Below are 12,957 nucleotides of genomic sequence, written 5' to 3' on the forward strand. Positions count from 1 at the left end.
TACGTTATGTAAGACCGGGAATTACCCCAATGGTTGAATATAACCTTCGTTATTTTTACCACCTCCCGCCGCACAGCACCACCGGGGGATTGTTACCCCAGGTTATGACACGCCACCGGCAGCAGATAACGCTCTGTTTCGGCCAGTATTTGCGCCAGGTAGTCATTGTCCAATTGGCGGAACACTCGCTGAACATAGGGATCTTCCCCTTCTCCGGGAATACGCTGATCGCCCTGCCAAGCCTGCAGCAATTTGGCGCGAGCCTTTGCTTGCGCTTCTTCCTCCCAGTCGATTTGCTGCGTTTCCGGCTGATAGCACTGACTCAGCCACGCCCAGCCGCTCTTGTTCAGCAACAACAGCGGCTGACACAGACCGCGCTGATAGCCCGCCAGCAGTTCCGCCAGCTGCGCCTGCGCCTCTTCAGGCGCAAGCGCGGCAAAGCGCCAGGCGGAGTTCTTGCGACCGTACATGCGGCTCTCGCCGGTGCCGCCGGCGCAGCAGTACACCAGGTGCTCCAGCCACAGCAATATGCCGTCCACCGCCGACAACGTGGCGGGCCGCCAGCGCAACAGGCCGTCATCCTGCACCTGATGCAGCCAGCCGCTGAGGCGCACGCCAGCAATATCGATGTCCAATTCCAGGCTGTGGCTCTCTGCGCGTTCCGCACGCACCTGCTCGGCCAGTTCGCTCATCTCTTCCTGCTGCTTTTGCCAATAGATCTCGCCGAAGGCGCCATAGGGCAACCCCCCGGCGGCGCGCACCCGTTGGAACAACCGTTCGGGATCGTCGCCGTCAATCAGGGTATTCAGCAGTTGGCTGTTGAACTGGTAGCGGCTGAGGTTATCCAGCGTGAAGGGCTCTTCGTCCGGCAGCTCGGTCTCTTCCAGGATAAAGCTGACGCCCAACCGCAGCTGGAAGAAGGCGCGAATAGGATGGCGGTAAAACCGCAGCAGCTCATCCAACGCTATTTGCTGCAGCGTTTCGGCGGGCAGCAGCTGGTTGAACGCCGGGTGCGCCGCCCCGCGCCCGTCGGCGGCGGGCAGCCACTCGGCGGCATAGCTTTGCGCTTCCGAGCCCGGCAAGAAATTCTCGGCGGCGAACGGCATGCGCGCATGCCACTTCAGCAAATGCTCGCCCACTCGCCGGGCGCTGTCGTCTGCGGTGCGCGCCTCGTCTCCCGGCAGGCAATAGCTTTGCTCCAGATACTCCAGCAGCTCGGTAACCAGCACCGAAGGATAGCGCGGGCTGTTGTCCTGAATGGAACGGCCAATGAAGCTGATATACAGCCGTTGTTGCGCGGACAGAATCGCCTCCAGGAACAGATAGCGGTCGTCATCGCGCCGGCTGCGGTCGCCGCGCTTGACCTGCTGCGCCATCAGATCAAAACCCAATGGCGGCAACGTGCGCGGATACACGCCGTCGTTCATGCCCAGCAGGCACACCACCTTGAACGGAATCGAGCGCATCGGCATCAGCGTACAGAAGTTGATTTGCCCGGCGAGGAAGCGCTGGCTGATGCGCTCCTGATCGAGGCGCGCCGCCAAATCGTCGCGCAGAATCGTCAAGGGCACGTCATCCGGATAGCGCGCCGCCAGGCCAAAATTGATGGCCTGTTGCCACTGCTGCTCGATCAATGCCAGCACCACTTCGGTATCGCTATCCGCTTCGAAGAAGGCATCCAGCAGCTGTCGGCACAGCGGTAGCCATGCCTCGAGCGAGCGCGCTTCGCTCAAGACTTGCCGCCAATGGCTCAATTGGGCCAGCAGATCCGCCAACTGCCCCGCCAGTTCGGCGACCAACCCGCTCGACTCGTCGTAAGGCAAAATGCCCTGCCAATCGCCGGCGTTGCTGTCCATCGCGTAACCGAGCAGCATGCGCGTAATGCCGAATCGCCAGGTGTGCTGGCCCGTGGCGGGCAGATCCAGTTCTCGCACGTTATCGTCGTCCAGCCCCCAGCGCACGCCGGATTCACCGACCCAGTGACGCAACAGGCGCAGCCCCTCTTCGCCAATGGCGAAACGGGCGGCCAGGGCCGGCACTTCCAGCAGCGCCAGCACCTGCTCCGAAGTAAAGCGGCTTTGCGGCAGATCGAGCAGGGAGATGAACGCCTGCAAAGCCGGATGCGCCTGTCGCGCTTTACGGTCAGAAATGGCGAACGGCAGGTAGCGCTCGGCGGGAGCATTGCCGAACACGGCCTGAATATAAGGCGTATAGCTGTCGATATCCGCCACCATCACGATGATGTCGCGCGGCGTCAACGCGGGATCCTGCGCGAGCATGGTCAGCAGTTGATCGTGCAGCACCTCCACTTCCCGCTGTGGGCTGTGGCAGGCGTGCAGGCTGAGGGAACGATCTTGCGGATCGAGCCTGCGCTTGCTGAAACTGCTTTCCAGCGTTTCTGCCGTGATGCCGATCACCGCGTGATCTTCCAGCTCCAGCATATCGCGTTGAACGGCGTGCAGCATGGTATCCGCCGGGATATCGACAAAGGCGTCGACCTCTTGCGCCCCTTCCATCTGCGACAGCAAATAGAGGTGATCGCGCCCGAGCTTGCCCCAGGAGGCCAGCAGCGGGTTACTGAGCTGCTGCTGCCCTTCAGCATCAAACAGACGCGCCGCGTCAGCCGGTTCGCGAAACAGCCCTTGCTCGCGCGCCTGATGATAGTGACGGCGCTTGCGGCTCTGCAAGCGGGCCAGGAAAGCGTAATCCTGAATGTCGCCCCAGTAATAACGACAAGGGTTGGTGAACATCAGGTGGATATCGATATGCCGCCCCAGCGCCTGCAGCGCCTCCAGATAGACCGGCGGCAATGCCGAGATGCCGCAGATAAACACCCGCGGCGGCAAACCGGGCGGGCACGTTGTTGCCTGCTCCAGCGCGTGGATAAAGCGGCTATACAGATTGGCGCGGTGCCATTCCGGCTGCCCCAATTCGCGCGTGTACTCCACCAGCCGCGCCCAGAGCGGCGCCTGCCACTGCTGAGCCTCGGGCAGACCGTCGATGCGTTCACCGCGCTGCCAGCTCTCCAGCCACTGCGGACGATAAACCAAATACTGGTCGAACAGGTCGGCAACCCGGCCGGCCAATTGGTGGATTTTTCGCTTGTCGCCGTCATCGGTGAGATAGTGCTGCAGTGGCGCGAACGCCGGCTGGGTCAGCATCTCCGGCAGCAGCCACATCAGCTTCCAGGTCATGGCGTCCTTGCTGAAGGCGCTCTCTTTCGGGATATCCGGCAACACGCGGGTGAACATGTCCCAAATGAAGGTCGCCGGCAGCGGAAACGCGACATTGGCGGCGATGCCGAACTGCTCCGCCAGCTGCATTTGCAGCCATTGCGCCATACCGGGGCTCTGAACCAGCACCACTTCCTGTTGAAAAGGATCGGCCAACGGATCTCTGGCTATCAGCGCGCTGGTCAGCGTTTTCAATAAATCCAGCTGATTGGAATGATAAACCGTGAACATGATGGCTCCTTTAAAACAAGATACGTACCGGCTCAAAAACGGGTGCAATACCAGCGGCTCAGCGTCGCCCACTGCCGTTGCGGAGTTTGTACTCTGACCGTCAATCGGCGGCAATCAGCATCCGCGCCGTCGAACGCCGTCTCGCGTCGCCAGCCTTCCGGCAGCGGTTCGGCATCGAGCCGACCGGTGACGGCGAACGCCTCCAACTGCTGATGCGCCATCACCCAGGCTTGCCGGTAGTGCCACTGGCGCTGGAACGACTGCAACAGCACCTGATGATACTGTAACAAGCCCAGCAGCGACACCGAGAACAACAATGCCGCCACCAACACTTCCGGCAGGCTGAAGCCGTTGCGGGATAACCGCCCTGCGCGAGCGTTAACCCTCACAGTCGGCCGGCCTTTTCTCGGGGCAAAAATCCAGCCGGCCGCCCGGCTGCGCTTGCACCCTGCCGACCGATTCCGCACCGTCAAACGCGCCCCATTGATACAGCCAAAGCGGCTCACCGCCGCGCATCTCCCCAAGGCCGCGTACCGTCACGACGCCCGCTCTGGCAGACAGCCGGGCGCAGGCCGTCAGTTCCGCGCGCTGCCTGCATAACCAGGCCGCCGCACTCAGCTCGGCGCGCGGCCAATGCTGGAGCATGCCCCAACTCAGCGCCGAAGCGGCCTGATTGTAAGCCTGGAGGTAGCGCTGCTGATCGGCGGCCAGTAACAGCGCGTTATCCAATTGCCGGTGCTGGGCATTAAGCAACATCAACCCCAACGCCAACAGCAACATTACCGCCGCCAAAGTGCTGCCGCCTCGCTGGCTCCGCCGGTTCATGGCAACGCCGCCATTTCGACGCTCCCGCTCAGGCTGCGCCTGATACGCGCATCGCCGACAGAGCGCCCCGCCAGAGTCAAACGGGCCAGCGCACCGCCATGCTCCCCGCGCTCTATCGCCACATGAAACCGCTCAATGCGCACTTCGTCACGATCGAGCAGCCGCTCCCAGCCGCCGCCGTCGCATTGGCTTACGCCACGCTGCCCTTCCAAGCCGCCATTGCGCAGCCGATAACCGAAATAACCTGCATCCTCGCCCGAGGTGAGCCATTGCCCGCTGCGGGTGATGTCGTAAGCGACGATAACGCAGCTGCCCGCCGCTTCTCCCGCCGCCTGGCCGATCAGCAGCGGGCGGCCAGCGCACTGCCCGGCACAGAAACCGGCGCGGCGCAGGTCTTTCTCGATACCGAACGCCAGTTGCCGCAGCGTTGACTCCAGCCGAAAATGCTGGCCGACGGCCACGTTTTGCTGGCGCAACAGCGGGTAGGTTTTCGCGGCGCCGAGCGCGATCACGCTGCCGAACACCAGCGCCAACATCACCTCCGGCAAGGTAAAACCGCGTTCGACAGTCAGCATGGCGCGATCCCCCTTATCCGGAGCCCTTCGCTGCACAAACGCAGCCGCCCTCGGGCGGACAGCACCAGCCGCAGGCCGCCTGCCTCGTTGCTGAGCAGGATGTGCCCCGCCTGCGCGGTATTGCGCAAGCCGTAAAACCCGATCTCTTTGTCGGTGTAGCCGCTCAAAACGACGTCGCGGTAAGACGGTGAGAAAACGGAACCCTCGGCGGAAGCGCAATCCGGCGGCGGCACACCGCCGCCCAGGCACCAGGGCGTGCCGTTCTTGAACCACAGCAGCGTCGTGCGGTTGCGCCAGTTGGCGTCCGCCTGCAGCCGCAGTAAAAACGCCAGCAGCTGCTGGGCAGTATGTTCCAGGCGCAACGTTTGCTGATGGTGGCGCCATTGACCGACGCCCCAGCCGGTGAGCATGCCGGCGATCAGGAGCGCCGCCAACAGCTCAATCAGCGTCATGCCACGCTGGCGGTCATCGATGTTCGAGAGCGTATTTTCTTTCATGCGGCCAGTTTAAGGGCCGTAACAAGGCGGTAAAGCCGCATGCGCAAGCCTTGCGGCAAGCTGCGCAATGTTTTCCCTATAGCGACAAATGGCGACAATAAAATGCGGCGCGGCGCGCAATGCGGATAAAAAAAGGGGCGCAATCGCTGCGCCCCTGGTGTGATGCGGTTAAGGTCAGATCGCGACCGGCGCCTTGATGGCCGGGTGCGGATCGTAACCTTCGATCTCGAAGTCTTCGAAACGGTAATCGAACAGCGAAGCCGGCTTGCGTTTGATCACCAGCTTCGGCAACGGACGGGGTTCACGCGTCAACTGCAGCTTCGTCTGTTCCATATGATTACTGTACAGATGGGTATCGCCACCGGTCCAGACGAAGTCGCCGACGTCCAAATCGCACTGCTGCGCCATCATATGCACCAACAGCGCGTAGCTGGCGATGTTGAACGGCAGGCCGAGGAACACGTCGCAGGAACGCTGGTACAGCTGGCAAGAGAGTTTGCCGTCCGCCACGTAGAACTGGAAGAACGCGTGGCACGGCGCCAGCGCCATCTGGTCCAGCTCACCGACGTTCCAGGCGGAAACGATGATGCGGCGCGAATCCGGATCTTGTTTCAGCTGCTGGAGCACGTTGCTCAGTTGATCGATCTGACGACCGTCCGCCGCGCCCCAGGCTCGCCACTGCTTGCCGTACACCGGGCCGAGATCGCCGTTTTCATCGGCCCACTCGTCCCAAATGGTGACCTTGTTGTCACGCAGATAGGCGATGTTGGTATCGCCGTTCAGGAACCACAACAGCTCATGAATGATCGAACGCAGATGACATTTCTTGGTGGTCACCAACGGGAAGCCTTCCTGCAAATTGAAACGCATCTGGTGGCCGAAAATCGACAACGTGCCAGTGCCGGTACGGTCGGCTTTAGGAGTGCCCTCGGCGAGCACCTTGTTCATCAAATCCAGATACTGTTTCATTTGTCCCTCACGACAGTTGTTGCTGCGGGCGACGACGGTACGCCCAAATCATCATAATAACACCGGCCACCACCATCGGGATGGACAGGATCTGCCCCATGCTGATCACGCCGTCGAACAGGCCAAGCTGAGCATCCGGCTGGCGGAACGCTTCAACGATGATGCGGAATGCGCCATAACCGATCAGGAACAGGCCCGATACGGCACCCATCGGCCGCGGCTTGCGGATGAACAGGTTCAGAATGATAAACAGCACCACGCCTTCAAGCAGCAGTTCATACAGCTGGGACGGGTGACGCGGCAGCACGCCGTACTGGTTCAGCAGCGGCAGCAGAGAAGGATCGGCGGCGGCGAGCGCCACGTCTTCGCTGCGCGAGCTTGGGAACAGCATCGCCCAAGGGGTGTCGGTGGTCACGCGGCCCCACAGTTCACCGTTGATGAAGTTGCCGAGGCGGCCGGCGCCCAAACCGAACGGGATCAATGGCGCGATAAAATCGGAAACCTGGAAGAAGGTGCGTTTGGTGCGGCGAGCGAACCAGAACATCACCAGAATCACCCCCATCAATCCGCCGTGGAACGACATGCCGCCATCCCAGACTTTAAACAGATAGAGCGGATTATCCAGGAACAACGGCAGGTTGTAGAACAGCACATAGCCCACGCGGCCGCCGACGAATACGCCCAGGAAACCGGCGTAGAGCAGGTTTTCCACTTCGTCTTTGGTCCAGCCGCTGCCCGGCTTGTTGGCGCGGCGCACCGCCAGCCACATGGCAAAAACGAAGCCGACCAGATACATCAGGCCGTACCAATGCAAAGAAACCGGGCCAATGGAGAAAATGACCGGATCAAATTTAGGAAACGCCAGATAGCTATTGCTCATCTATCACCACAACATGTCTGTTATTTTTCCCCATGCGGGGGCGGCAGGTGCCAAACGTCGGCGCAGGTTGTCACACGCCTTTCAAACGGCAGCGTTGGCCACTGCGGTTTGCAAGACGACGAACATGCGTCGCGCTGAGGTTGCGCATCATAACATAGGCTTAGCGCGGTCCGGGCCGGCAGCGCGGGAAAAGTTCTGTAAAAAAATCACACCGCGCGGCGATCATCTCCCGCCGCGAATCAACCCGCCCATGCCGCGTCGCTCCATAAACGCCGCCACCAAATGGCGCACTTCCGTGGTCATTTGGGTGTTCAACACCCGGTGCGCCAACACTTCGGCGTCGGCAAGATCGATATGCCGCAGCAGGTATTTGATGCGCGCCACGCTGCGTCCGTTCATGCTCAGATTGCGATAGCCCATGCCCACCAGCAACAGCGCGCCCATCGGATCGCCAGCCAGTTCACCGCACAGGCTAAGCTGCAGCCCGGCCGCTTTCCCCTGTTCGGCGATCAGCTTCAGCACCTGCAGCATCGCGGGATGCAGGCTGTCGTACAGCGAGGCTACCCGCGTGTTGTTGCGATCCACCGCCAGCAGGTACTGGGTCAAATCGTTGGTACCTACCGAGATGAAGTCGACGCGCCCGGCCAAATGCGGGATCAGGAAAATCATCGACGGCACTTCCAGCATCACGCCGATTTTCGGTTTCGGGATCGCGTAGCCAAGCACCTCTTCCACCTCGCGCCCAGCGCGGTCAATCAAGCGCTTAGCCTCATCGACCTCTTCCAGGCTGGTGACCATCGGCAGCAAAATGCCCAGGTTGCCGGTGCCGGCATTGGCGCGCAGCATGGCGCGCACCTGTATCAAAAAGATCTCCGGCTGGTCCAGAGTGATGCGAATGCCGCGCCAGCCCAGGCAGGGATTTTCTTCGCTGATCGGCATGTAGGGCAGTTGCTTGTCGGCGCCGATGTCCAGCGTGCGCAGCGTGACCGGTTTGTTGGGGTAAAGCTGCAGCATGCCTTGATACTGCGCGACCTGTTCTTCTTCGGAAGGGAAACCGCTTTGCAACATGAACGGAATTTCAGTGCGGTACAACCCCACGCCGTCCACCCGGCCGCCCAACAGCTGTTCATGTTCCGGGCTGAGGCCGGCGTTCAACATCACCTGAACGCGTTCGCCGCTTTTCAACTGCGCCGGCTGTTCGACGTCGTCTTCCGCCAGCTTGCTCAGTTCCTGTTCTTCGCTGATCAGCCGTTGGTATTCCTGCACCAGCACCGGCTCAGGATCGACCAGCAGTTCACCGCGATACCCATCGACGATCAGCAGCCGCTGGCTGAGCAGAGAAGGCTGGATGTCGGCGCCCATCACCGTCGGCACCCCCATCGCCCGCACCAAAATCGCCGCATGCGAGTTGGCGGCGCCGTCGCGCACGACCACGCCGACCAGGCGATCCTGCGGCACTTCGGCCAGCAATGTCGCGGTCAGTTCATCCGCCACCAGCACAAAACGCGCCGGCCACTGGGTGGCCCCCTGAGTGGTGTCGTCGAGGTGGAACAGCAGGCGCTGGCCCAGCGCACGCAGGTCGCTGCCGCGCTCGCGCATATAGGTGTCCTGCAGTTTGGCGAACTGTTCGGCAAAGGCTTCTATCACCTGCTTCACCGCCCATTCCGCCACCGAGCCGTTGTCAATTTCGGCGAACAATTCGCGCTTGAGGCGGGCGTCGTTTAGCAGGTGAGAATAAAGATCGAAGATCGCCGCGCTCTCTTTTTGCGAGCTGGCGGCAAAACGCTTGCTGAAGCGGCGAAATTCCGCGCCGGCCTCTTCCAACGCCAACGTCAGGCGCTCGCGCTCGCTGGCGGTGTCCAGCGTCGACGCGCGGTAAACCTGATCGAGCGAAGGCTGGCTGCTGTCCTGCCACCCTTCCGCCACCGCCACGCCGGGCGAGGCCGCCAGCGCGCGCACGCGCGTTTGGCGATACTGGCCGAAAATGGCATTAAGCTGCGACTGTGAAAGGATCCCGGCCATCTGCGTGGCCAAGGTGACCATGAACGACTCTTCGCTTTCGTCGAACTGGCGCAGCTCGCGCTGCTGCACCACCAACACCCCCAACAGCTGGCGCCGGTGAATGATCGGTACCCCGAGGAAGGATCGGAAACGATCCTCTTTGACCTGCGGAACGTACTTGAAGCTGGGATGGCTTTGGGCATCGGCCAGGTTGATGGGTTCGGCCCGGCGGCCGACCAACCCGACGACACCTTCGTCAAACGCCAATGCGATAGTGCGCCCACGCGGCTTTTTCAGCCCGCGCGTGGCCATCAGGTAGTAACAGCGGCGATCGTTGTCCGCCAGGTAAATGGAACACACTTCGGTGTCCATCGCCAGACAGGTTTCATTGACCAGCAGATCCAGCGCATCCGTCAGACTGGCCGCCGCGGCCACCTTCTCTACAATTTCTCGCAAGCGCGTGAGCATAGTCGGCTTAACTTAACCTCTCTTTCGGCGATAAGCGGGGGCCTGCCGCGGCGCCGCCTGCTCTTGCATCGGCATCACGGTCACGGCGAATTCTTTCATCACCCGGCGGTAGACGTCGCGTTTAAACGACACCACCTGGCGCACCGGATACCAGAAGCTCACCCAGCGCCAACCGTCGAACTCCGGCGTGCTGCTGCGCTGCATATTGATATCAGCGTCATTGCACAGTAGCTGCAACAAAAACCATTTTTGCTTTTGGCCGATACAAACCGGCTTTGTGTCCCAACGCACCAAACGTTTCGGCAATTTATAGCGCAACCAGTTGCGGGTCGAAGCCAGGATGCGCACATCCTTTTTACTCAGCCCCACTTCTTCGAACAGCTCACGGTACATCGCCTGCTCCGCAGTTTCGCCAGGGTTAATCCCACCTTGGGGAAACTGCCAGGAGTGCTGACCGTAACGGCGGGCCCATAAGACCTGCCCCTGACGATTACAGATTACGATACCAACATTCGGGCGGTAGCCATCATCATCGATCACCGGACTACCTCGATAAGCTTAAATTCGCATAGATGTCCTGATTGTTTCACACAAGCTACAGGCGGTAAACCACTGCTTTACGGCGCTGCGGGCCGGATAACATTGGGATAACTCACAGATATAGGCAAAGTTATAAACATGCATCGGCATTTCAGACCGGTTTTATTCACTTTTTCTGTGGATAGGTGTGTGTAGAACTCGAGGGATAAGCCGGTAAAACTCTCGTCCCCGAAAATCCCTCCTCACACCGAAAAAACAATATTATTCATAAAAACATATAATTAACCAATATCCCACAGTTATGTACAGGGCAAAAATGTGATCTATGCACGGTAAGGATCTTACCCTGGCGAAAGATCCACCAACGCCGTTTTTATCCACAGATTATCCGGGCAAGTTACGCACAAAACGGACAAATTCGTAAAAAACCGCCCGAGTCAAGGCTGTAAATTGAACCAGTGATCGGTAAAAATTTGGGTTATCCCATAAATCTGTGGATAAATAGGTGTAAGATCCTGTTTATTGTCGGTGGCTTCAGGTGAACAAGCCTCGCGGGTGCATTGTCGCTCGCGCAAGGAAAGAAAAAAAGTCATGTAAAATCATGCTACTATTATTCTTTTCCCCAGGCGACTGGGGTTACCGTTTCCCGTGTATCTTTGCAGTACGTTTTTCAACCAAATTCGACAGGCTTGATTTATGGCGTTTTTATCCCCTCTGCCACCCCCGCCGGAAAATGAACGGCAGCTGTTCGAGCGCGCTCAGGCGCTGGCCGGCTTCAGTTTTGGCGAACTGGCCGCCCGCGCGCAGTTGCCGATCCCCAAGGATCTGAAACGCGATAAAGGCTGGGTGGGCATGCTGCTGGAGCTGTACCTCGGTGCCATGGCCGGCAGCAAACCGGAACAGGATTTTCCTGAGCTGGGCATTGAGCTGAAAACCATTCCTGTCGACGCCGCCGGCAAACCGCTGGAGACCACTTTCGTCTGCGTGGCCCCGCTCACCGGCAACAGCGGCGTCACCTGGGCCAGCAGCCACGTTCGCCACAAGCTGGCGCGCGTGTTGTGGATACCGGTAGAGGGCGAACGGCAAATCCCGCTGGCGCAGCGCCGCGTCGGTTCGCCGCTGCTGTGGAGCCCGAGCGCTGCAGAAGAAGAGATGCTGCGCCGCGATTGGGAAGAGCTGATGGATCTGATTGTGCTCGGTCACGTAGAACGCATCACCGCACGCCACGGCGAAGTGCTGCAACTGCGCCCCAAAGCGGCCAACAACAAGGCGCTCACCGAAGCCATCGGCGAACAGGGGCAACCTATCATGACGCTGCCGCGCGGTTTCTATCTGAAAAAGGGTTTTACCGGCGCGCTGCTGGCAAGACATTTCTCAATCTAAGCGATTTCGTTTAACTCTGGTTTAGCTAGCCCTGTCAGCGCCACGATAAACGCGTATAATTCACCCTTTGCATTTATTAAGTATTAAGGTGTGTCGGGCAATGTTCGAATGGATTATGGATCCCAATGCCTGGTTAGCGTTAGGTACGCTAACCATTCTTGAGATCGTACTGGGTATTGATAACATCATTTTTCTGTCGCTGGTGGTGGCGAAGCTGCCCAAAGCGCAACAGAACAAAGCTCGCCGAATGGGCTTGGCCGCCGCCATGCTGATGCGCCTGGCGCTGCTGGCCTCCATCGCCTGGGTGATCCGCTTGACGCACCCGCTGTTCACCGTGCTGGATCACGCCATTTCCGCCCGCGATCTGATCCTGCTGCTCGGTGGATTGTTCCTGATCTGGAAAGCCAGCAAAGAGATCCACGAAACCATCGAAGGCACGGAAGAAGAGCACCACACTAAGGTGCACAGCTTCTTCGGCGCGATCGTACAGATCATGCTGTTGGATATCATCTTCAGTCTGGATTCGGTGATTACCGCCGTAGGCCTTTCCGATCACCTGTTCATCATGATGGCGGCGGTGGTGATTGCCGTCGGCGTGATGATGTTCGCCGCACGGCCGATCGGCGAATTCGTCAATCGCCATCCGTCGGTGAAAATGCTGGCGCTGGCGTTCCTGATCCTGGTGGGCTTCACGCTGATGCTGGAAAGTTTCCAGGTGCACGTGCCGAAAGGCTACATCTACTTCGCCATGTTCTTCTCCATGTCGGTAGAAGCGCTCAATCTGATGCGCAGCAAGAAAAACCGTTCGCCGGAATAACCCTACGCGGAGGCCGCCATCGGCGGCCTCCGCCGTTTCGTTGCCCCCTCATTTCAGTTTTTCTTATCAGATAAAGACTTATCTGAGACGCCCTCTGCCAAGAGTTTGCTAATCTTGAAAGAACATTGTTTTCTGCATAATCGAGGATCCGCAGGATGAAAAAGTGGGTAATGGCAGTGTCTGCGCTGGTTATGGCCGCCGGCTTGGCGGGATGTTCCAGCGACTACGTCATGGCGACCAAAGACGGCAACATGATCCTGACGCAAGGCAAACCGGAGATCGACACCGATACCGGGCTCATCAGTTATAAAGATGAGAAAGGCAATCACCGCCAGATCAACGGCGATCAGGTTTCCCAGGTTATCGAACGCTAATCACCGCACGCCGGCTATCGCCCGCTCGAGCGCGGTAGCCCTCATTCGTGTCCGCACGGAATCCGCTTCCCCCATCTTCACCGCTTGGTTATAGTCAGGAAAGGCGACATCGCCGCCCGACGGACTTTGCGCCGTCTTCTGAATTGGGCTCCTGTTTCACCGGG

General features: G+C 59.6%; 12 protein-coding genes. 3 read left to right on the top strand and 9 right to left on the bottom strand.

The window, feature by feature from the left end:
• Positions 1-92: 92 nt before the first annotated feature.
• From recC to rppH, 9 genes are all read right to left on the bottom strand, one after another.
• Positions 93-3,464 (bottom strand): exodeoxyribonuclease V subunit gamma, encoded by a 3,372-nt coding sequence (gene recC / locus ACJ8IP_RS21520; RefSeq protein ID WP_164107391.1) that lies wholly within the window; start codon positions 3,462-3,464, stop codon positions 93-95.
• Positions 3,465-3,496: 32 nt separating this feature from the next.
• Positions 3,497-3,853 (bottom strand): prepilin-type N-terminal cleavage/methylation domain-containing protein, encoded by a 357-nt coding sequence (locus tag ACJ8IP_RS21525; RefSeq protein WP_015378915.1) that lies wholly within the window; start codon positions 3,851-3,853, stop codon positions 3,497-3,499.
• Entirely contained in the window at positions 3,843-4,289 is a 447-nt protein-coding gene (locus ACJ8IP_RS21530; RefSeq protein WP_116287045.1) for a YgdB family protein, read from the bottom strand. Before ACJ8IP_RS21530 ends, ACJ8IP_RS21525 begins: the two co-directional genes overlap by 11 nt.
• Positions 4,286-4,864, bottom strand: a complete 579-nt coding sequence (locus tag ACJ8IP_RS21535; protein WP_047026609.1) for a prepilin peptidase-dependent protein — start codon at positions 4,862-4,864, stop codon at positions 4,286-4,288. The genes ACJ8IP_RS21530 and ACJ8IP_RS21535 overlap by 4 nt, the downstream gene beginning before the upstream one ends.
• Complete coding sequence (locus tag ACJ8IP_RS21540; RefSeq protein ID WP_046687725.1) at positions 4,858-5,361, bottom strand: prepilin peptidase-dependent protein; 504 nt, start codon at positions 5,359-5,361, stop codon at positions 4,858-4,860. Before ACJ8IP_RS21540 ends, ACJ8IP_RS21535 begins: the two co-directional genes overlap by 7 nt.
• A gap of 174 nt (positions 5,362-5,535) precedes the next feature.
• On the bottom strand, positions 5,536-6,330 hold the full coding sequence (thyA, locus tag ACJ8IP_RS21545) for a thymidylate synthase (protein WP_015378919.1): 795 nt from the start codon (positions 6,328-6,330) through the stop codon (positions 5,536-5,538).
• 7 nt (positions 6,331-6,337) lie between these two features.
• Positions 6,338-7,210, bottom strand: coding sequence for a prolipoprotein diacylglyceryl transferase (lgt, locus tag ACJ8IP_RS21550; protein ID WP_015378920.1), 873 nt, complete (start codon positions 7,208-7,210; stop codon positions 6,338-6,340).
• Between the two features lie 222 nt (positions 7,211-7,432).
• On the bottom strand, positions 7,433-9,679 hold the full coding sequence (ptsP, locus tag ACJ8IP_RS21555) for a phosphoenolpyruvate--protein phosphotransferase (protein ID WP_033644849.1): 2,247 nt from the start codon (positions 9,677-9,679) through the stop codon (positions 7,433-7,435).
• A gap of 12 nt (positions 9,680-9,691) precedes the next feature.
• Complete coding sequence (gene rppH, locus ACJ8IP_RS21560) at positions 9,692-10,219, bottom strand: RNA pyrophosphohydrolase (protein WP_004931849.1); 528 nt, start codon at positions 10,217-10,219, stop codon at positions 9,692-9,694.
• A gap of 696 nt (positions 10,220-10,915) precedes the next feature.
• Here rppH and mutH point away from each other — a divergent pair.
• The 3 genes from mutH (at position 10,916) to ACJ8IP_RS21575 (ending at position 12,793) form a co-directional block, all read left to right on the top strand.
• On the top strand, positions 10,916-11,602 hold the full coding sequence (gene mutH, locus ACJ8IP_RS21565; RefSeq protein ID WP_033644848.1) for a DNA mismatch repair endonuclease MutH: 687 nt from the start codon (positions 10,916-10,918) through the stop codon (positions 11,600-11,602).
• A gap of 100 nt (positions 11,603-11,702) precedes the next feature.
• Entirely contained in the window at positions 11,703-12,419 is a 717-nt protein-coding gene (locus tag ACJ8IP_RS21570; protein WP_033644847.1) for a TerC family protein, read from the top strand.
• Between the two features lie 155 nt (positions 12,420-12,574).
• Positions 12,575-12,793 (top strand): YgdI/YgdR family lipoprotein, encoded by a 219-nt coding sequence (locus ACJ8IP_RS21575; protein ID WP_016929923.1) that lies wholly within the window; start codon positions 12,575-12,577, stop codon positions 12,791-12,793.
• The last annotated feature ends 164 nt before the right edge of the window (positions 12,794-12,957 follow it).

The sequence above is a fragment of the Serratia sp. CY52157 genome, assembly GCF_052168495.1.
GTDB classification, from domain to species: Bacteria; Pseudomonadota; Gammaproteobacteria; order Enterobacterales; family Enterobacteriaceae; genus Serratia; species Serratia ureilytica.

Bases quoted from the DNA above. Each gene is read 5' to 3' on its own strand.
- ACJ8IP_RS21535 (WP_047026609.1), bottom strand. From the start codon at position 4,864: ATGCTGACTGTCGAACGCGGTTTTACCTTGCCGGAGGTGATGTTGGCG.
- ACJ8IP_RS21530 (WP_116287045.1), bottom strand. From the start codon at position 4,289: ATGAACCGGCGGAGCCAGCGAGGCGGCAGCACTTTGGCGGCGGTAATG.
- ACJ8IP_RS21570 (WP_033644847.1), top strand. From the start codon at position 11,703: ATGTTCGAATGGATTATGGATCCCAATGCCTGGTTAGCGTTAGGTACG.
- ptsP (WP_033644849.1), bottom strand. From the start codon at position 9,679: ATGCTCACGCGCTTGCGAGAAATTGTAGAGAAGGTGGCCGCGGCGGCC.
- mutH (WP_033644848.1), top strand. From the start codon at position 10,916: ATGGCGTTTTTATCCCCTCTGCCACCCCCGCCGGAAAATGAACGGCAG.
- ACJ8IP_RS21540 (WP_046687725.1), bottom strand. From the start codon at position 5,361: ATGAAAGAAAATACGCTCTCGAACATCGATGACCGCCAGCGTGGCATG.
- ACJ8IP_RS21575 (WP_016929923.1), top strand. From the start codon at position 12,575: ATGAAAAAGTGGGTAATGGCAGTGTCTGCGCTGGTTATGGCCGCCGGC.
- thyA (WP_015378919.1), bottom strand. From the start codon at position 6,330: ATGAAACAGTATCTGGATTTGATGAACAAGGTGCTCGCCGAGGGCACT.
- lgt (WP_015378920.1), bottom strand. From the start codon at position 7,210: ATGAGCAATAGCTATCTGGCGTTTCCTAAATTTGATCCGGTCATTTTC.
- recC (WP_164107391.1), bottom strand. From the start codon at position 3,464: ATGTTCACGGTTTATCATTCCAATCAGCTGGATTTATTGAAAACGCTG.